The sequence below is a fragment of the Microbacterium immunditiarum genome (assembly GCF_013409785.1).
In the GTDB taxonomy this organism is placed as follows: domain Bacteria; phylum Actinomycetota; class Actinomycetes; order Actinomycetales; family Microbacteriaceae; genus Microbacterium; species Microbacterium immunditiarum.
Genome location: NZ_JACCBV010000001.1, coordinates 326,859 through 350,105 on the forward strand (window position 1 = coordinate 326,859; position 23,247 = coordinate 350,105).

At 70.3% G+C, this 23,247-nt stretch carries 21 protein-coding genes; 6 read left to right on the plus strand and 15 right to left on the minus strand.

Annotation, left to right across the window (positions count from 1 at the left end; genetic code table 11):
* The first annotated feature begins 209 nt into the window (after window positions 1–209).
* Together BJ991_RS01490 and BJ991_RS01495 are read left to right on the plus strand one after the other, a co-directional pair.
* A complete protein-coding gene (locus BJ991_RS01490; RefSeq protein WP_179486833.1) occupies window positions 210–1,724 on the plus strand; it encodes an FAD-dependent oxidoreductase in 1,515 nt (504 codons plus the stop codon).
* Between the two features lie 20 nt (window positions 1,725–1,744).
* On the plus strand, window positions 1,745–2,539 hold the full coding sequence (locus BJ991_RS01495; protein ID WP_179486835.1) for an IclR family transcriptional regulator domain-containing protein: 795 nt from the start codon (window positions 1,745–1,747) through the stop codon (window positions 2,537–2,539).
* Here the strand turns inward: BJ991_RS01495 and BJ991_RS01500 are convergent.
* From BJ991_RS01500 to BJ991_RS01530, 7 genes are all read right to left on the minus strand, one after another.
* Window positions 2,528–3,316 carry an ABC transporter ATP-binding protein gene (locus BJ991_RS01500; RefSeq protein WP_179486837.1) on the minus strand — a complete coding sequence of 263 codons (789 nt, stop codon included), beginning with the start codon at window positions 3,314–3,316 and terminating at the stop codon, window positions 2,528–2,530. The genes BJ991_RS01495 and BJ991_RS01500 overlap by 12 nt on opposite strands.
* A 1-nt stretch (window position 3,317) precedes the next feature.
* On the minus strand, window positions 3,318–4,109 hold the full coding sequence (locus BJ991_RS01505; protein ID WP_179486838.1) for an ABC transporter permease: 792 nt from the start codon (window positions 4,107–4,109) through the stop codon (window positions 3,318–3,320).
* Window positions 4,106–5,008, minus strand: coding sequence for an ABC transporter permease (locus BJ991_RS01510; RefSeq protein WP_179486839.1), 903 nt, complete (start codon window positions 5,006–5,008; stop codon window positions 4,106–4,108). The genes BJ991_RS01505 and BJ991_RS01510 overlap by 4 nt, the downstream gene beginning before the upstream one ends.
* Window positions 5,008–6,009 carry an ABC transporter substrate-binding protein gene (locus tag BJ991_RS01515; protein ID WP_179486840.1) on the minus strand — a complete coding sequence of 334 codons (1,002 nt, stop codon included), beginning with the start codon at window positions 6,007–6,009 and terminating at the stop codon, window positions 5,008–5,010. The genes BJ991_RS01510 and BJ991_RS01515 overlap by 1 nt, the downstream gene beginning before the upstream one ends.
* 136 nt (window positions 6,010–6,145) lie before the next feature.
* Window positions 6,146–7,057, minus strand: coding sequence for a MarR family transcriptional regulator (locus BJ991_RS01520; protein WP_179486841.1), 912 nt, complete (start codon window positions 7,055–7,057; stop codon window positions 6,146–6,148).
* Window positions 7,058–7,188: 131 nt separating this feature from the next.
* Complete coding sequence (locus BJ991_RS01525) at window positions 7,189–8,130, minus strand: amidohydrolase family protein (RefSeq protein ID WP_179486842.1); 942 nt, start codon at window positions 8,128–8,130, stop codon at window positions 7,189–7,191.
* An 88-nt stretch (window positions 8,131–8,218) separates the two neighbouring features.
* On the minus strand, window positions 8,219–9,622 hold the full coding sequence (locus tag BJ991_RS01530) for an aminomethyl transferase family protein (protein ID WP_179486843.1): 1,404 nt from the start codon (window positions 9,620–9,622) through the stop codon (window positions 8,219–8,221).
* 204 nt (window positions 9,623–9,826) lie between these two features.
* Between BJ991_RS01530 and BJ991_RS01535 the strand changes: the two genes are divergently transcribed.
* The 3 genes from BJ991_RS01535 (at window position 9,827) to BJ991_RS01545 (ending at window position 13,165) form a co-directional block, all read left to right on the plus strand.
* On the plus strand, window positions 9,827–11,515 hold the full coding sequence (locus tag BJ991_RS01535) for a thiamine pyrophosphate-binding protein (protein ID WP_179486844.1): 1,689 nt from the start codon (window positions 9,827–9,829) through the stop codon (window positions 11,513–11,515).
* A 27-nt stretch (window positions 11,516–11,542) separates the two neighbouring features.
* Window positions 11,543–12,754, plus strand: a complete 1,212-nt coding sequence (locus BJ991_RS01540; RefSeq protein WP_179486846.1) for an alpha-hydroxy acid oxidase — start codon at window positions 11,543–11,545, stop codon at window positions 12,752–12,754.
* A 225-nt stretch (window positions 12,755–12,979) separates the two neighbouring features.
* The gene (locus tag BJ991_RS01545) at window positions 12,980–13,165 is read left to right on the plus strand and encodes a hypothetical protein (RefSeq protein ID WP_179486848.1); all 186 of its coding nucleotides are present in this window, start codon (window positions 12,980–12,982) and stop codon (window positions 13,163–13,165) included.
* A gap of 28 nt (window positions 13,166–13,193) precedes the next feature.
* Here BJ991_RS01545 and BJ991_RS01550 read toward each other — a convergent pair whose 3' ends face one another.
* The 8 genes from BJ991_RS01550 to BJ991_RS01585 all read right to left on the minus strand — a co-directional run bounded on the left by BJ991_RS01550 (window position 13,194) and on the right by BJ991_RS01585 (window position 21,528).
* Entirely contained in the window at window positions 13,194–14,111 is a 918-nt protein-coding gene (locus BJ991_RS01550) for a TIM barrel protein (RefSeq protein WP_179486850.1), read from the minus strand.
* A gap of 11 nt (window positions 14,112–14,122) precedes the next feature.
* On the minus strand, window positions 14,123–14,905 hold the full coding sequence (locus tag BJ991_RS01555) for an SDR family NAD(P)-dependent oxidoreductase (protein WP_179486852.1): 783 nt from the start codon (window positions 14,903–14,905) through the stop codon (window positions 14,123–14,125).
* A gap of 92 nt (window positions 14,906–14,997) precedes the next feature.
* Window positions 14,998–15,996 carry a sugar ABC transporter substrate-binding protein gene (locus BJ991_RS01560; protein WP_179486854.1) on the minus strand — a complete coding sequence of 333 codons (999 nt, stop codon included), beginning with the start codon at window positions 15,994–15,996 and terminating at the stop codon, window positions 14,998–15,000.
* 83 nt (window positions 15,997–16,079) lie between these two features.
* Complete coding sequence (locus tag BJ991_RS01565) at window positions 16,080–17,069, minus strand: ABC transporter permease (RefSeq protein WP_179486856.1); 990 nt, start codon at window positions 17,067–17,069, stop codon at window positions 16,080–16,082.
* Between the two features lies 1 nt (window position 17,070).
* On the minus strand, window positions 17,071–18,600 hold the full coding sequence (locus BJ991_RS18745; protein ID WP_343048598.1) for a sugar ABC transporter ATP-binding protein: 1,530 nt from the start codon (window positions 18,598–18,600) through the stop codon (window positions 17,071–17,073).
* Window positions 18,597–19,661, minus strand: a complete 1,065-nt coding sequence (locus BJ991_RS01575; protein WP_179486858.1) for a zinc-dependent alcohol dehydrogenase — start codon at window positions 19,659–19,661, stop codon at window positions 18,597–18,599. Before BJ991_RS01575 ends, BJ991_RS18745 begins: the two co-directional genes overlap by 4 nt.
* 26 nt (window positions 19,662–19,687) lie before the next feature.
* Window positions 19,688–20,650 (minus strand): transketolase family protein, encoded by a 963-nt coding sequence (locus tag BJ991_RS01580; RefSeq protein ID WP_179486860.1) that lies wholly within the window; start codon window positions 20,648–20,650, stop codon window positions 19,688–19,690.
* Window positions 20,650–21,528, minus strand: coding sequence for a transketolase (locus BJ991_RS01585; protein WP_179486862.1), 879 nt, complete (start codon window positions 21,526–21,528; stop codon window positions 20,650–20,652). The genes BJ991_RS01580 and BJ991_RS01585 overlap by 1 nt, the downstream gene beginning before the upstream one ends.
* A gap of 218 nt (window positions 21,529–21,746) precedes the next feature.
* Between BJ991_RS01585 and BJ991_RS01590 the strand changes: the two genes are divergently transcribed.
* Window positions 21,747–23,246, plus strand: a complete 1,500-nt coding sequence (locus BJ991_RS01590) for an aldehyde dehydrogenase family protein (RefSeq protein ID WP_179486864.1) — start codon at window positions 21,747–21,749, stop codon at window positions 23,244–23,246.
* Window position 23,247 lies beyond the last annotated feature (1 nt).

Here is a 23,247-nt window from a genome sequence, read left to right on the forward strand (position 1 = left end):
TCCGCCGGGGCGATTGCCGCGGTGTTCTCGCGAAAGAACTCCGCATACGGACGATCTGTATCTTCGACGGTAATCGCTCGACCGTCCGCGTGTCAACCGTCCGGCGAACCGATGATGATCGCGGCGCAATCGGCGAGGCGTCGATGGTTGCGGCATCCGTGTGTTCGTCATATCATCCGTATACGTACGGATGCCGACAGAGGAGTCGTATGCCCACGGACGCGCCACTCGCCCACAGCTTCGACGTCGTCGTGATCGGCACGGGCGGCGCAGGGCTCGCGTGCGCGATCGAAGCCGCCGCGCGCGGCGCGCGCGTGGCGGTGCTCGATGCGTCGGATGCCGTCGGCGGCACGGCGGCGGGCGCGGGCGGCGGCACGTGCATCGCGGGGTCTCCCCTGCAGGAGCGGCTCGGCCTCGCCGACTCCGTCGACCTCGCGCTCGAGGACTGGGCGCGCTGGGGCGGTGACACGGCCGACCTCGACTGGGCCGAGGCGTATCTCCGCGCGAGCGTGCCGGAGCTGTTCGAGCCGCTCGCCGCGGCCGGTGTCCGCTGGATCGGCGTGAACGGCCACGAGGGCAACCGCGTGCCGCGCTGGCATCGCCCCGCGGGCGGCGGCAGGGCCGTCATGGCCGCGCTCGAGCGGCGCGCGCGGATGCTGCCCACGATCGCGTGGCTGCTCGGACATCGCGTGGAGCGACTGGTGCTCGAAGGCGGCCGCGTCACGGGCGTCCACGCACGGAGCGGGGAGCGCGAGGTCGAGCTGCGCGCCCGGGCCGTCGTCGTCGCCACGGGCGGGTTCAACAACGACCCCGAGATGGTCGCCGAGCACGCGACGGCCGCGGCGGGCGCCGAGCGGGTTCTGCTCGGGGGCGGCGCCGGGGCGCGCGGCGAGGGGCACCGGATGCTCCGCGACGCCGGCGCGCGGTTCACTGAGCTGGACGCGGTGTGGATGTACCCGTATGCCACGCCCGACGACCTCGACCCTGAGGGGCGTCGCGGTCTCGCGCTGCGCGGCATCGACGGCGACGTGTGGATCAACGACGGCGGCCACCGCTTCCACGACGAGAGCCTGCGCGGCGGGGCGACCGGCACCGCGGCGCTCCTCGACCAGCCGAACGGGCGGTGCTGGTCGGTCTTCGACGCGCGCATCGCCGCCCGGCTCGTGATCGCGGATCCGCACTACACCGACGGCAGCACGCCGATCCGGAAGCGCGTGGAGGCGTTCCTGCGGCGGTCGCCGTTCGTGGCATCCGCGTCGTCCGCCGCAGAGCTCGCGGCACGAATCGACGTCGACGCGGTCGCTCTGGGCGATGCGCTCTCGCAGGTGAACTCGGCCGTCGGCGCGGGAGCGGAGCGCGATCCGGTGTTCGGCAAGCCGCTGGCGGGGCTCGACGCGCTCGACGAGGCGCCGTTCTTCGCCGTGCGCCTGCACCCGATGGCGCGCAAGAACCTCGGCGGCGTGCGCACCGACCTCGCGTGTCGCGTGCTCGACGAGCACGGTCGGCCGATCGACGGCCTGTTCGCGGCGGGCGAGGTCGCCGGCATGGCGGGCGGTCGCATCAACGGGCGGGCCGCACTCGAAGGGAGGCGTTCGGGCCGAGCGTCTACAGCGGCATGGTCGCCGGCCGCAGCGTCGCCGGCTGACGGGCCGGAGCGCGATGGGTTGCCCTGTATCCGGACGTCTCGTACGCTTCACGGACGCCGCCGGTCGCGGCATCCGTGACCGCACTTCGGAGGAACCGCGTGACCCAACGACCCGACGAGCTCGACCAGCGCGACTACGTGCAGTCCCTCGAGCGCGGACTCTCGGTGATCCTCGCGTTCGCCGACCGGCACCCGCGGATGACCCTGTCCGAGGTCGCGGCCGCGACGGGCCTCACGCGCCCGACCGCCCGTCGCCTGCTGCTCACGCTGCAGGCGCTCGGGTACGTGCGCTCCGACGGGCGGTCGTTCTCGCTCACGCCGCGCGTGCTCGCCCTCGGGTACGCGTACCTCGACTCGCTCGACCTCACGGCGATCGCGCAGCCCGTGCTCGAGCGCATCGTGTCGGAGGCGCAGGAGGCGTGCACGCTCGCGACGCTCGACGGCACCGAGGTCGTGTACGTCAGCCGACACGCCGTGCGCCGCACGAGCAGCCTCACGCTCGCGATCGGCACTCGACTGCCCGCGTACGCGAGCGCGATGGGGCACGTGCTCCTCGCCGACCTCGCGCCCGCCGATCTGCGGCGCTACTTCGACACCGCGGAGCTCGTGCGGCTCACGTCGCGCACGCTCACGACCGAGGCCGCGCTCGAGGAGCGTCTGCGGACGGTCCGGGTGCAGGGGTGGGCGGTCGTCGACCAGGAGCTCGACGAGGGGACGCGCTCGATCGCGGTGCCCGTGCGAGGCGGCGACGGACGCGTGTTCGCGGCGCTCGGGCTGTCGTCGAGCGCGCGTCCGGTCGACGAGCTCGTCGAGCGATTCCTCCCGATGCTCCAGTCCGGCGCGGCCGAGATCAGCGCCGGACTGGGCAGCGAGTACTCGCGCTCACACGTGTGACGCCGCCTCGGCGGTCGCCTGCGTGATGAGGCGTGCGACCTGGGTGCGCAGCTCAGCGAACCGCGGGAGCGCCTTCGTCTCGACCTGGCTGCGCGGGCGCGGCAGGTCGACGTCGATGACGTCCATCACGACGGTCGGCCGGCTCGACACGACCACGACCCGGTCGCCGAGGTAGACCGCCTCGTCGATGTCGTGGGTCACGAGCACGACGGTGACGCCGACCTCCTGACGGACGCGCAGGATGAGGTCCTCGAGGTCGGCGCGCGTCTGCGCGTCAACCGACGCGAACGGCTCGTCCATGATGAGGAATTCGGGCCGGTACGCGAGGGCGCGCGCGATGGCGACACGCTGCTGCATGCCGCCCGACAGCTGCCACGGGTAGCTGTCGGCGAAGCCGTCGAGCCCGACGCTGTGCAGCGCCTCCTTCACGACCCGCTGGCGCTCGGCGCGGTCGCGGATAGTGTTCCGCAGCGGCAGCTCGACGTTGCGGCCGACCTTGTACCAGGCCATGAGCGAGCGACTGTAGTCCTGGAAGACGCACGCGATCTCCGGCGGCGGCGAGTCGATGACGCGCCCCGTGCTCGTGAGGCTCACCGATCCCCCGGTGGGGGGCAGGAGGCCCGCCATGCAGCGCAGGAGCGTCGTCTTGCCGGCGCCGGACGGGCCCACGACGGTGACGAACTCGCCCTCCTCGACGGTGAACGAGACGTCCCGCAGAACCTCGAGCGGGCGCCCGCCGGCGTTGTACGTCTTCTGGAGATGCTCGACCGTGAGCATGTCAGTCCTCCTGGTCCTGGACATACCAGCGGAGCAGTCTGCGCTCCACCAGCACGAAGAGTCCGTTGATGATGATGCCGAGCAGGCCCAGCAGCAGCAGTCCCGACCACATGAGCGAGATCTGGAAGCTCTGCTGCGCGGTGAGCGTGACGTAGCCGATGCCGTTGGTCGCCGCGAGCATCTCGGTGACGACCATGACGACGAACGCCATGCTCAAGGCGACCCGCATTCCGGCGAGCACCTGCGGCGACGCAGCGTGCAGCTGAACCCAGCGCACGCGCTGCGCCTTGTCGAAGCGGTACGAGCGGACGACGTCCTCCACGACGGGGTCGATGTTGCGCACGCCGTCGATCGTGTTCAGGAGCACCGGGAAGACGCTCACGAACGCGATGAGGAGGATCTTCGGGGTGTCTCCGATGCCCAGCAGCACGATGCTCACCGGGATGAGCGCGGTCGCCGGCAGCGCCCGGAAGAACTGGAGCACCGGGTTGAACGCGTAGGCGAGGATCCGGATGCGGCCGAACAGCACGCCCACCGCGACGCCGACGACGACCGCGATCGCGAAGCCCGCGAACATGCGGCCGAGGCTCGGCAGCACGTCCGTGACGACCTTCTCGGACAGCCACGTCTCGGCGAACGTCTCGAGGATCGACTGGAGGGACGGGAAGAACGGCGAGCCGGTGTTGAGCGAGCCGAACCACCACACGACGAGGATGCCGACGGGGACGATGAGCGAGACGATGACGCCGCCGAGCCCCGTGGACCAGCGCTTGCCGATGGTCTGAGCGGTCATGCCGTCACCTCCCGGTAGGAGCTGTGCCAGTGGAGCTGCCACCGTTCGAGCGACTCGAGGCCCCAGTTGATGAGCAGGCCCAGGATGCCGACGACGCCGACGAGTGCGTACATCTCGGGATAGATCCCGTTGGACGAGTAGACCGCGATGTCGCGGCCGAGGCCGATCACCGTCGTGATGATCTCGACGGCGACGACGACCACGAGCGCGTGGGCGGCGGCGATCCGCAGGCCGGTCGCGAGGAACGGCGAGACGCTCGGGATCACGACGTGCCGCAGGCGCTGAGCGTTCGTGAGCCCGAACACGCGGCCGGTGTCCTTGAGGATCTGCGGGATGCCGACGACGCCGTAGTAGGTCTGGAAGAGCATGGGCCACACGGCGCCGACTGCGGCCAGGATGTACGCGACGCCGGGACGTGCGCCCATCACCAGGAGCAGGAGCGGCAGGTACACGACCGCGGGGATGAACCGCATGAAGTCGAGCACGTAGTGCAGCAGCTGGTACAGCAGGGGGATCGTGCCGAGCGCGACGCCCAGCGCGACGCCGATGACGACGCCGATCGCGAGGCCGACGGCGAACTGCTCGAGCGTCGCCCACAGGCTCTCGAGGAACTCGGGGGTCGGGATGACCTCGAGCGCCGCGCCCACGACCGACGTGAACGACGGCACTTCCTCGGGGAACACGCCCAGGCGGCTGAGCAGCTCCACGAAGGCGATGAGCGCGATCGTGGTCGCCCACGGGAGCGCCCGCACCCACAGCGGCTTCTTGCGGCGCCGCGTTGCCCGGGTGATCACCGTCGCGGTGTCGTCGCCGACCGGCCCTCCGGCCCCGGCGGATGCCGGAGCCGGAGGGCCCGCCTGCGTCGGCGGCCCGGAGCGAGCGAGGTCGGTGGAGGGCATCACTCCGCCACGAGCTCGTCGATGCTCGGGGCCTCGTCGATGACGCCGTACTTCACGAGGAAGCCCGCCTCGGCCTCGATCGCGTCGCGGTCGACCTCGGAGATGTACTTCGGCAGCGGGACGTTCTCGAGCTGCGAGGCATCCGTCTTCGTCTGCTCCGCGATCTTGGCGAGCGTCTCCTCGGGGTGCGAGTTCGCGTAGTCCGCGGACTTCTGCAGCGCGCGGCGCCACCGCTCGACCACCGTCGGGTTGGCCTCGATGAAGTTCTTTGCCATGAAGTACATGGTGTTGCTCGCGTCGGGGTTGTCGAACGCGACCGCGGCGGAGTCGCCGATGTCGCGGAAGCCCTCGTTGCGGAGGTTCGTCGCGAACGGCTGCAGCGTGCTGATCGCGTCGACGTCGCCCGAGCGGAGCGCGGTCACCGCGTCGGGGAACGCGAGCTGCACGAACTCGACCTTCGACTGGTCGCCGCCGTCCTTCTCCACGGCCTCGCGCATCCAGAACTCCCAGCAGCACTTGAGCGAGTTCACCGCGACGGTCTTGCCCTCGAGGTCGGCGAAGGACTCGATGTCGCTGTCGGCGGCGACCATCGTCTGGTACTGAGTGCCCTTCGGGTCCTCGTGGTCGGCGACGCCGCCCGACACGAACTGCACGGGGATGCCCTGGTCGACGGCCGTGATCGTGGCCGACAGACCGCCGAGCGCGACCTGGGTCTGGCCGTTGATGAGCTGCGTCACGCCCGCGGCGCCGGTCGCAGCCGGCGTGGTGGTGACGTTGAGGCCCTCTTCTTCGAAGAAGCCCTGCTCGATGCCCAGCAGCAGCGCGACGGGCGACGACGACGGAGCGACGCCCGCGACGATGTCGATCGTCTCCTGGGCGCCGTCACCGGCGTCACCGCCGGCGTTGTCGGAGGGCGTCGAGCTGCAGCCGGCGAACACGAGGGTGAGGGCAGCGGCCGCGCCGATGAGCGCTATGCGGTTCTTTCGTCCTTGAGAGAACAATGTCGGGCCTCCAGTCATTGAGTGCCGCGCGGAATGCCGCCGTCGGCTTTTCCTACGTATACGAACTTTCTTCATTTAACCCACGCCGACGGGATATGGCAAGGGTGTGATGGTGTTTTCGTCCGAATCCGTACCGCTAGCGGTAGGCAATGACCTGGAGGAGCGCGACGAAGCGCTCGGCGTCCTCCGCGTCGAGCGGCGCGAGCACGTCGCGCTGCACCGCCTCGACATCGGCGGTCACCCGCTCGAGCACTTCGCGCGCCTCCGGCGTGAGCACGACGAACTTGCGGCGCCGGTCCGTCGGGTCTGGGCGGCTCGTGACCAGCCCTCGCCGCGTGAGGCGCGCGATGATGTCGGTGGTGCTCGACTTGTCGAGCGACGCGAGCTCTCCCGCGGTGCTCTGGTCGATGTCGTCGTTCCACGCGACCGCGCTCAGCAGGGCGTACTGCGGCGGTGTGACCGACGAGCCCACGCGGTTCGCCCAGTAGACGCCGTGCAGCTGCTCGCTGCGGCGGATGAGGTGGCCCGGCGCGCTCGTGAGGGGCAGCGCGAACGCGGCATCCGCCCCGTCCGGCGTCGCCGGCGGCTCGCCGCCGTACGCGATGCGCGCGAGCGCGCCCGCGAACCACTCGGCGTCGGCGGGAGTGAGCGGTTCGAGCAGCCGGCGCTGCACCTCGGCGACGCGCGGCGTGATGTGGCGCAGCGCCGTACGGGCGGGAGCCGTCAGCGACAGGATGTAGCGCCGGCGGTCGACGGTGTCGCGCTCGCGCGCGAGCCAGCCGTTGCGCTCGAGGCGCGCGACGACATCGGCGGCGGTCGACTTGTCGAGCGACGCGATCTGGCCGGCCGAGCGCTGGTCGATCGACGTCGTCGTGAGCGCGCTCAGCAGCGCGTACTGCGGACCGGTGATCTCGCCGTCGAACTCCTGCGTCCACAGCGCGGTGTGCACCTGCTGCGAGCGGCGGATGAGGTGGCCCGGGGTCGTGCGCAGCGGAAGCACCGGCACCGGCGCCTGGGCCTGGTCGTGCTCCTCGTCGGTCAGAGACACCGGATCATCCCTTCTCCGTCGCGCGACGGAAACCACTCGTCCTCGGAAGCGCCGTCGCCGTCGGTCGAGACTGGCCGGAGGCGAAACGGTACGTGCACATACTTGCAGGAAATCTGCTGTTGCTGGTCGTTTCAGCCCGTCTCGGCCGACGCGAACCGCGGCAGCAGCGACTCCGCCGCACCGCGTTCGATCGACCGCCGGGTGCCCGTCGGGAGCGGATACGCGTCGAGCTCGGCGGTGAAGTGCTCCGAGTTGTCGAGGCTCGCGAACGGCCAGTCGCTGCCGAAGAGGACGTGCCCCGGCTCGGCGAACGCGAGCAGGCTCGGAAGGCTGTACGGACTCGCGGTGAGCGCGGTGTCGAAGTAGAACGCGGAGCACTCGCGCAGGAACCTGTCGCGGTCGACGCTCCCGTCCTCACCGGGCGTGAGCCCCGCGATGCGGTGCGACGCATACGGAAGGAATCCTCCGCCATGCGCGAGGATGAACCGGATGCGCGGATGCCGGCGCAGCACGCCGTGCCGCACAAGGTTCAGCGCCGCGCGCGTCGTGTCGAGCAGGAAGTCGGCGGCGAACACGGGGACGCCGGTGAGCGACGGACCGGGCGGCGTGTTCGGGTGCACGAGCACGACCGCCTCGCGCCGGTCGAGCTCGGCCATCAGGTCGTCCAGCGACGGGTCACCGAGATACACCCCGGCGCAGTTGGCGAGCAGGATCACCCCGTCGCATGAGAGTGCGTCGTACGCATGCTCGAGCTCGCGCAGCGCGCTGGCGAGGTCGGGCAGCGGAAGCGCGGCGAACAGGCCGAACCGGTCGGGCCGGTCGCGCACGAGGCCGGCGGCGTACTCATTTACGTGACGAGCCATGGCCGCCACTCGGTCGGCGTCGCCGAACGGGAACCCCGGACGGGCGAGCGAGAGCACGGATGCCGCGACCCCGAGCTCGTCCATCTTCTCGAGCGCGGCATCCGGGCTCCACGCAGGCGTGGCCTGACCGCCGAAGTATCCGTGTTCGTCGAGGTAGTGGCGGTAGGCGTTCGGGATGTAGTGCGCGTGGACGTCGATCTTCTCGGGCAAGTCGCTCCTCTGCTGCGCCTACGCTACCCGGCTCGTGGCGGCGCGGGCCACCGGCGGCGGGGTGCCACCCGCCGCCGGTGATCCGGTCTCAGGCCGTGCGTGCGGCGCCGAGGAGCGCGGCGTATGGTGCGGGGGCCACCGTCGCCCGCACGACCGTCTGGCGGTGGAGCTCGACCTGGGGCTTCCGCGAGCCGCCGTCAGGTTCGCCCCACACGATCTCCACCTCGTCGCCGATGTTCGCGCGGTCGACGTCGAGCATGGCGAGCGAGAGGATCTTGCGCTCGTTGATGCTGTAGCCGGTCTTCGTCGCGAGGCCGATCACGGCACCCTCGGCATCGCGCACCTCGTCGCGGTGCATGAGGTTGCCGTAGTCGGCGACCGGCAGGTCGAGGAACTTGAACGGCACGCCGGGCTCGAGCAGCGACTCCCAGATGCGCAGCACGTCGTCCTTGTCCCACACGAGCGTGACCTTCGTGCGGCGCGGGTGCTTCGCGATCTCCTCGAGCGCCTCGCGGCCGATGAAGTCGTGGTCGAAGCTCACGAGCTTGCCGTAGCCGAGGTCGTAGGGCGTGACGTAGTACTCCTCGATGCTCGACGGCTTGAAGCTGCCCGCGAGCTGGAACTTGGCCTCCCACGAGGTCGCGGGCAGCCATTCGCGGTAGGCGCGCAGGTCGTCGCCGGTGTAGATCGCCGGGAGGGGGTACGCCATCCACCCGCCTTCGAAGCTCGCGCTGAAGTAGGTCTTGGCGCCGGCCTGGAGCAGGCCGTGCTCCGCGCCCGCTTCGACGATCGCACCGCGCACGGTGTCGCCCCGGTCGAACGGGCCGGAGATCTCGTACCCCTTGTGTCCCGACATGCTGTGCCGCAGCACCATGACGTCGACGCCGGCGATGCGCACGCGCGCGGTGCGGAAGAAGCCGATCTCGGGCGCGCCGCCCTCGACGATCTCGTCGAAGATCACGGCGGCGTTGGGCCCGTCGAGCTGGTAGCGGAAGCGCTTGCGCCGACCGGTCGGGTTGTCGGACGTGTTGTCGTCGCGCTCGAGCGTGACGTCCCAGTCGCCGGTCTCGACGTTGAACTGGATCCAGTTGAGCAGCGGCGTGCTGGAGACGAGCTCGTAGACGCCCTCGCCGAGGTCGTAGAGGATGCAGTCGCCGATCATCTGCCCGCGCGGGTTGACGCCGATGAACTGCTTGGCGCGGCCGGGCTCGAGGTTGGCGAGGCTGTTGACGCCGATGTGACTGAGCAGCCGCTTCGCGTCGGGCCCGCTCACGAGGAGCTCGGGCATGTGGTGCGACTGGTCGAAGAGGATCGCGCTCTCCCGCCACGAGCGCTGCTCGTCGCGCCAGTTCGTGATCTCCTGCCGCACCGGCGTGAGGTCGGGGCGCAGGCGACTGTGCGCGCCGGGCGAGTCGTTGTAGAGGTAGTCGACCAGGTCGGGCGTCCGGTCGATGAGGTCCTGAAGCGAGGTGACAGCGGCGTCGGTGCTCATGTCGTATGCCTTCGTTCGATCTGATCGTGTGTTCGCTATACGGACGAAGTGACCGGATAACGTCGATCCATGCTCACCGCCCGTACGCGAAATGTCAAGGGCCCGGCATCGGAGGGCCTTGCGAAGCCCACCGCGCGGCCGTATTGTGCGTATACGTACGATTGGACCGCGCATGCGCCGAGCCCGATACGAAAAGGGGAGACGATGACGTCGACGAATCTGCAGGTCGCGAACGAGACCGGTGCCACGCCGGTGACCCACAACACCGCGCAGGTCATCGCCGCGACCGCGGTCCGTCTCGGCGCCGAGCACCTTTTCGAGCTCATGGGCGGCACGAACATGCGCGTCATCCACGCGTTCGCCGACGAGGGCATCGAGTTGCACCACTTCCGCCATGAGAACGGCGCCGTCGGCGCGGCGGACGGCTTCGCGCGCGCGACCGGCGCCGTCGGCTGGAGCAGCATCATCCAGGGTCCGGGTCTCACGAACGGCCTCACGGCGCTGCGCACCGCCGTCAAGGCGAAGAGTCCGCAGGTGCTCGTCGTTCCCGACACGTCTGCCGGCCCCGCCCGGGCGAACCCGTTCGAGACGGGCATCCAGGGCCTCGCCCCCGACGCACTCCTCGCCGAGATCGGCGTGCCGGTCGTGCGCGTGAGCGCGGCGACCGCCGCCCAGGACACCGTCGCGGCGCACCAGACCGCGCTGCGCCGGCTCTCGCCCGTCGCACTCGTCGTGCCGTACGGGGTGGAGGCCGAGCCGAGCGACTCCGACGTCGACGTCGCACTCGCCGGCATCACGGAGCCGGCCGCGCCCGCCGCCCCGTCCGCCGCGGCCGCCGATGCCGCGGAGCGCGCCCTCCGCTCCGCGCAGCGGATCGTGATCATCGCGGGACGCGGCGCATCCGACCCCGCCACCGCCCGGCTGTTGGAGCGCCTCGGCGAGCTCGTCGGGGCCCACCTGTCGACCTCCGTGCGGGGCGTCGGGGCGTTCAACGACTCCCCCGCGAACCTCGGCATCTTCGGCGGGTTCACCCACCCCGCCGGGGTCGAGGTCATCGAGGGCGCCGACCTCATCCTGTCGTTCGGCGCGGGCCTCAACTACCTCACGACACAGCGGTCCACGTTCCTCGCGGGCAAGACGGTGGTGCAGGTCGACGACGACCCGGGCGCGCTGAACCGGTACGACCGCGCCGATGTCGCGGTGCTCGCGGATGCCTCGCTGACCGCCCGCGAGCTCATCGCACGCTTCGAGGCGAGCCCCCACGCGTCGCACGGCGTCGCGCAGGCTCCCCCTCCTCCGGGGTTCGAGGACGTCTCGACGCCGGGCGGGCTCGACCCCCGAGCGCTCGCGCGCCGGCTCGACGCGCTGCTCCCCGCGGAGCGGACCGTCGTCGTCGACGGCGGCCACTTCACGATCTGGCCCATGACCTACATGCGGCACGAGGGTCCCGACTCGCTCCTGTGGGCGTGCGACTTCGGCGCGATGGGCTGCGGCCTGGGCCCGAGCATCGGTGCGGCGGTCGGCCGCGACGACCGCCTCACCGTGCTGTGCATCGGCGACTGCGGCTTCTACATGACGATGGGCGAGCTCGAGGTGGCCGTCCGCGAAGGGCTCCCCCTCCTCGTCGTTTGCTTCAACGACGGCGCCGCGGGTTCGGAGGTCGTGCTCGCCGAGATCGCCGGCCTTCCGCCGGACGACGCGATCTTCGGCACGGCCGACCTCGCCAAGGCCGCGTCCGCGGTCGGCGCCGAAGCGGCGGTCATCGAGACGCTTGACGACCTCGAGCCCGCGCTCTCCGCGTGGACCGAGCGCGGGCCGCTGTTCCTCGACTGCCGCATCACCCGGTCGGTGCGCTCGCCCCGGTACGCGCACTACGACACGAAGAGCGCGTGAGCGGCGGCATCCGGACCAGGTGAGGGAATGAAGGACGGCTCCACACCCCCGCGCCGACTCACGCTCGCGCAGGCGATCAACGTCGAGGACGTGCGCTCGATCTTCGCCCGCAAGGTGCCGACGGCGGTGCGCGACTTCATCGACGGCGGCGGTGAGGACGAGGTCACGGTGCGTCGCAATCGCGGGGCGTTCGAGGCGATCGAGTTCCGCAATCGGCCGTTGACGGATGCCTCGACCCGCACCCTCTCGACGACGCTGCTCGGCACGCCCATCACGGCGCCGCTCGTGCTCGCGCCGGTCGGGCTCGCCTCGCTCGCGCATCCGCTGGGCGAGCGCGCCGCCGCGATGGCGGCTGCGAGCTCCGGGATCGTCTCGACGCTGAGCTCGAGTTCGTGCTGGAGCCTCGAGGACGTCGCCGACGCGGCGCCGGGCGCGCCGAAGTGGTTCCAGCTCTACGTGTGGCGCGATCGTGCGATCAGCGCCGACGTCGTCGCGCGCGCCCGAGCGGCGGGGTACACCGCGCTCGTCGTGACGGTCGACGTGCCGGTGGGTGGCCGTCGCGAGCGCGATCTGCGCAACGGGTTCACGATACCGCCGCGACCGACGTGGCGGCACACGGGCGACGTCATCCGGCACCTTCCGTGGGTCGCGCGGTTCGCGTGGGACGAGATGTTCGGGCACGGTCTCACGATGGGCAACTTCGGTGGCCGAACCGCCGTGACCCAGCGCCTCGCGTTCATGGACCGCGTCAACAGCCGCTTCGACCCCGGCATGACGTGGGACGACCTCGAGTGGCTGCGCTCGCTGTGGGACGGGCCGATGGTGATCAAGGGCATCACGAACGCGGATGCCGCGCGCGAAGCGGTCGCGCGAGGCATGGACGCCGTGTGGGTGTCGAACCACGGCGGACGCCAGCTCGACGGGCTGCCGGCCACGATCGACGTGCTGCCCGAGATCGCCGACGCGGTCGACGACCGTGCCGAGGTGTACCTCGACAGCGGCATCCGTCGCGGCACCGACATCGTGAAGGCGCTCGCCCGCGGCGCGCGAGTCTGCATGATCGGGCGCCCCTACGTGTACGGGCTGGCGGCCGGCGGTCAGGCCGGGGTCGAGAAGGTCATCGAGCTGCTCGTGAAGGAACTCGACACGACCCTCGCGCTGCTGGGCTGCGCCTCGGTCGACCGCCTCGACGAGAGCTGGCTGAGGAGCGCACCGGCACGGCGGCTGAGCGCGCCCTGATCGGCGTCACGGCACGCGAATCTCCACGGATCCGGCCGGGACCGCGTCCTGGATCGGCGGTTCCGCGGTGGGTCGCGCTCGGATCCGTGGAGTTCTGCACGCGGTCCACCCCCGATCGAGCGGTGACAGCGGCTGCTGGGCGGCCCCGCACTCCCCGCGGGTGAGACTCCCGGCGAGAAATCGCGCGATTGCGCGTAGGGTGGCAGGCAACCAGGAGGTGGCGCTGTGCTGTTTGCGTTGTATGCGGTCCTGTTCGTCGGCGGGATGTACCTGTTCGGGCTGTCCTTCAACCTGGAGGCGTTCCAGGGGCTCGTCTTCACGGCCGGCGTCCTGTGCGTGTCGGCGGCCCTCGCGACGCCGATCACGGCGAGCGCGATCCAGAATCAGAGCGGCGTGAGCCGCCAGCGCTGACCGCCACCGGCGCCCACGCCGCCCCGGATCAGCCTCCGCTGCGCGCGAGCCGCTGCGCGCGGCGACCGGCCGCGCTCTCGGCCCAGCCCTTGCGGACGACCCGCACGGCGTCGGCGGCGAGCTCGACGCCGTCGTCGTACGGAGCACGCCAGATCGCGAGCATGTCGCCCGCGCCGTCGCCCACGAGCGGGCGCGAGAACGCCTCGACGCCCCACCGGCCCGTGTAGCCCTCGTCGAGCGTCTGCTGCACGACCTTCGGGATGTCGACGACTCCCGTGCTGAGGAGTCCGCGCCCCGACTGCCCGAGCTCGAGATACGCGAGCCGCGGCAGCGCGTCGCGGATGGCCGCCGACATGTCGGCCTCCTCGACCGCCATGTGGTACGTGTCGAGGTGGATCCCGAGGCTGCGGGACCCGCTCAGCTCGACGAACTCGAGCGCCTGCGCCGCGGTGTTGATCGCGGACGTCTCGTAGCGGTTGAGCACCTCGAACGTCATCGTGATGCCGCGGTCGGATGCCTCGTCGGCCACCGCGCCGACCTCGCGCGCGGCCCGTTCGAGCGCGGCGCGGGAAGTCGGCGCCCCGGGCTGTCCGAAGAGCCCGTACGGCACGCCGTTGAGCTGATCCGCCCCGAGGTCGGCTGCGAACTCGACGGCCGCGCGGAGCGCCGCGGCACCCGCACGGCGCTCCGCCTCGTCGGCCGAGGACACATCGGCGCCCGGCGCCTGCCCGGTCATGGCGATCGGCGCGATGCCGGCCTCGTCGAACGCGCGGCGCAGGGCCGCGGCATCCGTCGTCCCAGGGTCCAGCGGAGGCAGCACTGCGCGCCGGTACCCGGCCTCGCGCAGGCGCGGCAGCACCGCGGCGAGCGCGTCGGGCGTCGGATCCGCGACGATCGCGCTCACGTGACAGGCGATGTCGAGTTGCAGCTCGAGATCGAGATTCACGACGCCTCCGATCAGAACACCGGCAGGTCGAGACGCTGCTTGAACACCGAGTAGCCGTCGTCGACGCTGACCACCGTGCCGTTGATGGCGTTGGCCTCGTCCGACGCGAGGAACGCCACGACGTTCGCGATCTCCTCGGGATCGGTGAGCTTGTTGCGCAGCTGCTCGGCCGCGAAGGTCGCCTTCAGCTCGTCGCTGAACTGGTTGATGATGGGCGTCGCGACGCGGCCGGGCGTGATCGCGACGGCGCGGATGCCGTACTCGGCGAGCTCGTAGGCGGCCGAGCGGGTGAACGAGATGACGGCGGCCTTCGCGGCGCTGTACGTGAACGACAGCTCGGCGGCCTGCTCGCCGTAGATCGACGACGTGGAGATGATGACGCCGCCCGTGCCCTGGTCGCGGAACTGACGGCCGGCGGCGAGCATGCCGTAGTACACGCCGTTCTGGTCGATGTTGACGATCGGCTCGTAGTCCTTGGCCGGGTCGTGCTCGAGCAGCGGCCGGCCGCCCGCGATGCCGGCGTTGTTGAAGATGACGTCGAGCTTGCCGAACACCTCGACCGCGCGCGCGACCGCCGCCTCGACCTCGGCGTAAACCGACACGTCGGCGCGCACCGCGGCGACGACGCCCTCGTAACCCTCACGCGAGATCTCGGATGCCGCGGCCTCCGCCTGCTCGAGGTTGATGTCGGCGATCATGACCTTCGCGCCCTCGCGCACGAACTTCCGCACGGTCGCGAGACCGATTCCGCTCGCGCCTCCGGTGATGAGCGCGACTCTGCCTTCCAGGCGCATGGGATTCCTCTTCTCTCTGCGTTGGGGTGTGTGTGCGTTGATGGGGCGGGGGCGGATGCCGCGGCATCCGCCCCCGCGTGCCGAGGCCCGGGTCAGCCGAGCTTGTCCGACGGGGTGATGTCGGCCGCGTTCTCCTTCGTCACGAGCGTGACGTCGACCGCGACGAACCGCTCGGCGGGCAGCTCGCCCGTCTCGCGGTAGTTCTCGACGTCCTCGACGAGCATGTCGAGCACGGTCGGCCACGGCTGCTCGATCGTCGCGAGCATGTTGCCTCCCGCCTCGATCGCGGCGATCGTCTCGGCGAGCGCGTCCACGCCCGTCACGACGGCGGTCGAGTCGTCCTCCGAGAGGGCCTGCGCGGCGCCGAGCGCGGCGTCGTCCCAGCCCGCCCACACGGCGTCGAGGCCGCCGGGGTTGGCCGACAGGTAGTCGGCGACGAAGTTGAGCGCCTCGGTGCGACCCGACGCAGGGTTGGTCACCTGCTGGATGTCGCCGCCGGCGATCGTCGCGCCGGCCGCCTCGAACGCCTCGACCGCGAGCCGCGAGCGAAGGCGGATGCCGGCGTGCGGGTCGTGGCCGATGACCATGACCGTCTTGCCCTCGAGCCCGTCGATCGATTCGCCGATGCCCTCGACGGTCTTGTCGACGATCGCCTGCTGGTCGGTCGTGATGTTGGTGACGAAGGCGTCCGTCTCCTCGGTGCCGGCGTCCATCGCGAAGATCGGGATCTCGGCGTCGTTCGCGGCGGTGACGATCGAGGCGATGGACGAGACGTCGGTGTAGCCGTCGAGGATGACGTCGGCGCCCTGGCCGATCGCACTCTCGACCGCGGGGTTCATCTTCTGGAAGTCGAAGTCCCCCTGGATCATCGTGAGATCCCAGCCGAGCTCGTCGGCCTTCTCCTGGACGGCCTTGACCCACCACGCGCCGACCGGCGTCTGGTTGCCCGATGTGAACGCGATGACCTTGAAGGTGCCGTCGTCGTCGCCTCCGCCGGAGCCGGCGGTGCTGCCGCCCGAGCCCGAGCATCCGGTCAGTGCCAGCACGGCCGCGGCGGCCAATGCCCCCGCGATCTTGAACTTCTTACGCATGTGTCTACTCCTTTGTGATTGCGCTTGCCGATTGAGGGGTGAGTGGCCCGCGGGCTCGTCCCCGCGGGCCCGAGGGAGGATCGCTAGGTCTCCCGCGTCTTGAGCGACGACAGCGTGACTGCCGCGATGATGATGAGGCCCGTGACGACCTGCTGCACGTACGCGTTGACGCCCAGGATGTTCAGGCCGTTGCTCATGACGCCGATGATCGCGACACCGATCATCGTGCCGACGAGGTTCGCGGCACCCGAGCGGATGACGGTCATCCCGAGGAACACCGCCGCGACCGAGAACAGCGTGTTGTCACCGCCCTGCTCGGCGGCCGCGCTGCCGAGGCGCGCCGCGAGGAGGATGCCGCCGATCGCCGAGATGACACCGGCGAGAGTGAAGGCGAGGAGCCGCGCGAACCGCACGTTCACGCCCGACAGGCGCGCCACCTCGACGTTGCCGCCGATCGCGTGCCAGCGGCGTCCGACCGTCGTGAAGCGGAGCCCGGCCCAGATCAGCACGGAGATGGCGATCGCGAAGTACACGGGCAGCGGAATGTTCAGGAAGCGGCCCTGACCGAGCTGGTTGAACTCGGCCGGCATGCCGAACACCGTCGTGCCCCCGGTCACGAGATAACCGAGGCCGATCACCGAGGTCATCGTGGCAAGCGTCGCGACGAACGCGGACATCTTGAGATACGCGATGAGGATGCCGTTGATGAGACCGACGGCAAGGCCGACGGCAATGCCCGCGAGCAGCGCCACGCCGAGCCCGTTCTCCTCCAGGAGGAGCACCGACGTGACCGCCCCCGCGAGGCTCGAGGTCGCGCCCACGGACAGGTCGAAGTCGCCCAGGACCATGACGATCGTCTGCGCGCCCGCGATGATCGCGAGGATCGAGATCTGGTACAGGATGTTGCGCACGTTCACGAACGAGAGGAACGTGTCGGGGCGCATCAAGAAGAAGAACAGGATGAGCAGGATCAGGGCGACCACGGTGCCGCCGCTGATGAGGAGGCGTCCGGCCGCCCTCGACTGCTGGGCGACGACGGTGGCGGTGCGCGTCGATTCCTTCTGAGTGGTCATGTCACTCCGACCTTCCGTAGGCGTAGGAGAGGAGGATCTCGTCGTCGGCGCCCTCCGCGGCGACCTCCCCGGAGATCGAGCCCTCGTGCATGATGAGGATGCGGTCGCTCATTCCGATGAGCTCGGGCAGCTCCGAGCTGACCGCGATGACGGCTGTTCCCTGCGCCGCGAGCTCGCGGATCAGGCGGTAGATCTCGGCCTTCGTGCCGACGTCGATGCCGCGGGTCGGCTCGTCCATGAGCAGGACCTTGGGGCGGCGCGCAAGCATCTTGGCGAGCACGACCTTCTGCTGGTTGCCGCCCGACAGCTCGCCGACCGGCTGCTTGGGACCGCGCGCCTTGATCTGCAGGTCGCCCATGCCGCGCTTGGCCATCTGAGCGATCTGCCGCCCCGAGACGAGCCCGGCGCGGCTCACCGATCCGAGGTTCGCGAGCGCGATGTTCTCCTGGATCGACGTTCCGAGCAGCACGCCCTGGCTGCGGCGCTCCTCCGGGACGAGAGCGACGCCCGAGTCGAGCATCCTCCCGACCGCCGATCGGCGCCGCAGCGGGACCCCGCCGACCTTGATCGTGCCGCCCTTGTGGCCCTGCGCGCCGGCGAGGATCCGCAGCAGCTCGCTGCGACCCGATCCCGCGAGCCCGCCGATGCCGAGCACCTCCCCCGCGTACGCCTCGAACGAGACGTCCTTCACGCGGCGGCCGTCGAGGTGCTCGACCGTGAGCACGACCTCCTTGGTCGCCGTGCCCCGCTCGGGGTACAGCGAATCGGCCGAGCGGCCCACCATCGTCGAGATCACCTCGTCGATCGTCGTGTCGGCGACGTCCTTCGTCACGATCGTCTCGCCGTTGCGCATGATCGTGAGCCGGTCGCACAGCTCGAAGACCTCCTCGAGGCGGTGCGACACGTACACGATCGCGACGCCCTCCTCGCGCAGCGCCCGGAGCACGGCGAACACCTCGCGGATCTCGGTCTCGGTGAGCGCCGCCGTCGGCTCGTCGAGGATGAGCACGCGGGCATCCGTCGCAAGGGCACGCGCGACCGCCACCATCGTCTGCTGCACGGGCGACAGGTCGCCCGCGAGCTTGCGCAACGGGATCTTCTGCTGCAGCCGCGCGAGCTGCTCGCCCGCGCGGCGGCGCAGCGCGCGCCCGTTCACGATGCCGGCGCGGCTGGGCAGCTGCTCGCCCAGCAGCACGTTCTCGGCGACCGAGATCGTGGGCACGATCGACAGCTCCTGGTAGAGGGCGACGACCCCCGCCTGGTGCGCGGCGCGCACGTTGGCGAACTCCACCGTCTCGCCCGCGCGCCGGATCTCGCCGGAGTCGGGGCTGTAGAGGCCCGTGACGACCTTGATGAGCGTCGATTTTCCGGCGCCGTTCTCGCCGAGGAGCGCATGGATCTCGCCCGGCCGCACCGACAGCCGCACGCCCTTGAGCGCGTGCACTCCGTCGAAGCTCTTGACGACATCGACGGCCTCGAGCGCCGGCGGGGCCTCTACCACGACCGACGGCCCCTCCTCGGTGATCGTCACGACGACACCGCCTCGAGCTCGTTGCACCGGATCACGACCTTCGGGTGCTCGCCCGACACGTGCGCCTCGAACGCCTCGACGGCGCTCTCGAGCGGGAACACCGCCCGCGTCAGCTCGTCCACGTCGAGGTGCGGCAGGATCTGCAGCGCCCGCGGGAACGCGTACGGCGACACGAAGACGCCCGTCAGCGTGAGCTCCTTGAGGTAGAGGTAGTCCGACAGGTTGAGCGGCATCTCGAACGTCTCGGGATACATCGCGCCGTAGACGACGGTCCCGCCCTTCGCCGCGATGTCGAGCAGCCCCCGCACGGCGCGGGGCGAGCCCGACGCGTCCACGACGACGTCGTAGCCGCGGCCGCCCGTGATCGCGTCGGCGCGGGCCCGCTGGTCCTCGGCGACCGGGTCGATCACGTGCTCGGCGCCGTGACGCAGGCCCATCTCGCGGCGATCCGCGATCGGCTCGATGAGCGTGAGCGAGGTCGCCCCGTGCATCTTGAGCACCTGCAGCGCGAGCTGCCCGATCGGGCCGCCGCCGCAGATCGCGACGCGGTCGCCGACCTTGATGCTCGTCTTGTCGGCGATGCGCACCGCGACCGACGTCGGCTCGAGAAGGCACCCCTTCAGGAGCGACACGCTGTCGGGCAGCTTGTACACCTGCGACTCGTGCCACGTGACCGTCTCGGCCATGCCGGGGCGGTTGTACTCCTGGATGTTCTCGCAGAACTGCTGCCTGCCCTCCTGACACGGACGGCACGTGCCGCAGAACCGCAGGAAGTTGCCCGCGACCCGGTCGCCGACCCGCAAGCCGTTGCGGATCGCGCGCTCGCCGAGCGCCTCGACCACGCCCGACAGCTCGTGACCGAGCCCGATCGGCACGTCCGTGCCGAAGAAGCCCTCGGCCAGGTGCGGGTCGGACCCGCAGATCGCGGCGTACGCGACGCGGATGCGCACGTCCTCGGGACCGAGCGGCTGCTCGGGGAAGTCCACGACGCCGACGCGCCCGCGCGTGCTCTCGTCGGGATCGCGAAGGCTCCCGATCTTCGTGACAGCGACTGTTCTCATTCGCCTCTCCGGTGAGCTCGGGCCGGTCAGGATGCGGCGAGGACGCGCCGCGTGGCGGCGATCGTGTCTTTGAGGCCGTAGCCGTGCTTGTCGCGCAGCTGCTCGTCCTCACCGAAGCCCGCGTAGACCTGCGGGATGCCGAGGCGCTCGAACGCCGTGAGGCACACGCCCCGGTCGGCGAGCACGTCCGCGATGCGGGACGCGAGGCCGCCGTACGCGAGGTGGTCCTCGAGCACGACGAACCGGCCGTCCGTCTCCTCCGCGCACCGGAGGATGAGCTCCTCGTCGATGGGCTTGAGCGTGAACATGTCCACGACGCGCACCGATCGGCCGTCCTTCGCGATCTCCTCCGCGGCCTGGAGCGCCTGGGCGACCGTCGTGCCGTGGGTGAAGATCGTGGCATCCGTGCCCTCGCGGGCGATGATTCCCTTACCGATGCGGACCTTGTGCTGGCCGGGCTCGTAGAGCACCATGTCCTTCTTGCCGACCGCGAGCCGGATGTAGATCGGGCCCTGCATCGTCATCGACTGGCGGATGATCTCGCCGACCATGAGCGGGTCGCCGATCGAGGTCACCGTCATGTTCGTGAGCGCGCACATGAGTGCGAGGTCCTCGACGGCGTAATGCGTCGAGCCGCCGTTGCCGACCAGGCCGCCGTGCGTGCCGATGATCTTGACGGGCAGGTTCGGGTAGCAGACGTCGGTGCGGATCTGCTCGAGCGCGCGCATCGAGAGGAACGGCAGCATGCCCGAGACGACGGGGATGTTGCCGTCGTACGCGAGGCCGGCGGCGATGCCGACGCACGCCTGCTCGGCGAGGCCGACGTCGAGGAAGCGCTCGGGGTACGTGTCGCGGAACTCGACGAGCGTCGCGCCGATGTCGGGGGTGAGCACCCACAGGTTGTCATAGTCCGCGCCGAGTTCGGCGAGCGTCGATCCGATGACGGATCGCGCCGAGAGCATCTCTCCGAAAGTGAAGGTCACAGGCATCAGACGGTCTCCTTCTCACGCGAGGCGGCGAGCGCGGCGAGGGCGCGTTCGAGGTCTTCGGCACCGAGCGATCCCGCGTGCCACGCGAGGTTGCGCTCCATGAAGTCGACGCCCTTGCCCTTGACGGTCTCGGCGATGACGACCGTCGGCGTGTCGCTGTCGGTGTCGGGCAGCGCGTCGATCGCGGCGACGAGCTGCGACATGTCGTGGCCGTCGATCTCGACGACGTTCCAGCCGAAGGCGCGCCACTTGTCGGGGTACGGCTCGAACGAGACGCGCTCCTCGGCGAAGCTCGTCATGAGCTGGCGGTTGCGGTCGACGAACGCGACGAGGTTGCCGAGGCGGTTGCTGCGGGCGGCCATGACCGCCTCCCACACCGAGCCCTCGCCGGTCTCGCCGTCGCCGAGCAGGCAGACCACGCGGTGGTCGTCGCCGCGGTGCCGCGCGCTCAGCGCCATGCCGACCGCGAGCGGGAGCCCGTGGCCGAGCGAGCCGGTCGAGCACTCGACACCGGGCAGCTGCACCTTGCACGGGTGCATGCCGTACGCGCTGTCGAGCTGGCCGTACGTCTGGACGATGCCCTCGTACGAGAAGAAGCCGCGCATGGCCATCGCGATGTACATGCACACCGCGGCGTGCCCCTTGCTCAGCACGAAGCGGTCGCGCTCGGGGTTCGCGATGTCGCTCGGATCGACGTTCAGCCCGTAGTGGAAGAGCGCCGTGAAGATGTCGGCGGCCGACAGATCGCCGCCGATGTGGACCGCGCCCTCGTACGTGCCGCACAGGTGCAGCAGCTTCTGCCGCAGCTCGAACGCGAGATCCTCGAGCTCCTGCACGCTGTGCCGCTGCTCGGTTCCGGCCAGGGGTGTCCGGCCCATCGCTTGCCTCCTCGTCGATGACTCCGACGCCGACGAGGCATCCGTTTCGCCAGGTCCTCGTCGACTCTTCGATCCCAGATCTCCCGCACCGATGCGGGTGATGTAGATCAGGACGGTAGCACCGTCTGCTTTACATGTAAACAGGAACGTACCTAAACTTGTTTACAGACGGCGAGCTTGGAGCGAGCCGCACGACACGTCACAGAGAGGTGCATTCGATGTCGCAGACAGTGGACACGGCCACGGCCGTGCGGACGGGCTTGTTCATCGGCGGTGAGGAGCGGTTCACCGACGAAGTGCTCAAGGTCGCAGACCCCGGAAAGCCCGGAGTGATCGTGGGCGAGGCGGCGTCGGCGACGCCGCAGGACGTGGCGGATGCCGTCGCCGCGGCCAAGGCCGCCTACCCCGCGTGGGCCGCGCTCGGCCCGCAGGAGCGCGCGAAGGCCATGGCCGACGCGATCGCGGGCATCGCGGACGACCGCGACACGGACGCCGCGATCCTCTCGCAGGAGAACGGCAAGGTCCGCATGGAGGCGTGGGTCGACGCGCTCGTGTTCGAGCTGCGGTGGAACCTCGCGCTCATGCTGAAGGATGAGATCGAGCAGTCCAAGACGCTTCCGGCGATCCCCGGCGCGATCCCCGTCAACACCGAGGTGGCCTTCCAGCCGCTCGGCGTCGTGACGATCATCGTGCCGTTCAACTGGCCGATCGCGATCCTCGCGGCGTCGCTGCCGCACGCGCTGCTCGCCGGCAACACGGTCATCGTCAAGGTTCCGCCGACCACGCCGCTCGCGACGGCCCGCCTCGTGCAGCGTGTCGCCGAGAAGCTCCCCGCCGGTGTGCTCAACGTCATCAGCGGCAAGGACGAGAACATGTCCGGCCTCATCCAGAACCCCGACGTCGCGAAGGTCTGCTTCACCGGCTCGGTCAACGGCGGCAAGCGGATCATGGAGATGGCCTCCGCCTCGCTCACGCGAGTGACGCTCGAGCTCGGCGGCAACGACGCGGCGATCTTCCTCGAGGACGCCATCATCGACGACGCGCACCTCGACCGGCTGTTCGCCGCGATCTACGACACGACCGGCCAGATCTGCATGAACGCCAAGCGCATCTACGTGCATCGCTCGCGCCTCGACGAGATCGTCGCGGGCCTTGAGGCACGCCTGCGCAACGTCAAGCTCGGCTACGGGCTCGACGAGGGAACGACGATGGGGCCCCTCCACTCGCCCGCGCAGAAGGCGTTCGTCGAGGACATCATCCAGGAGGCGAAGGACTCGGGCGCCGACGTCCGAGAGTTCGGGGAGCTGCCCGGCGGCGACCTCGCCGGCGGCAACTTCCTCCGCCCCGCGATCGTCATCGACCCCGACCCGTCGCTGCGCGTCGTGACGCAGGAGCAGTTCGGCCCGGTCATCCCGGTCATCCCGTTCGACACCGAAGAAGAGGCCGTCCGCGCGGCCAATGACACGTGGGCCGGACTGTGCGGCTCGGTGTGGACGGGCGACCCCGCGGCGGCGCAGCGCGTGGGCTCGCAGCTCGTGTGCGGCTACGTCTGGGTCAACGACCACGGTGCGACCCGCTGCGACCTGCGTGCGCCTTTCGGCGGCATGAAGCAGTCGGGCATCGGTCGCGAGCAGGGCATCGAGGGGATCCGGGCGTTCCAGGACACCCGCTCGATCGCGGTGCTCGACCCGGAGGCGCTCGCCGCGATGGCGCACTGAC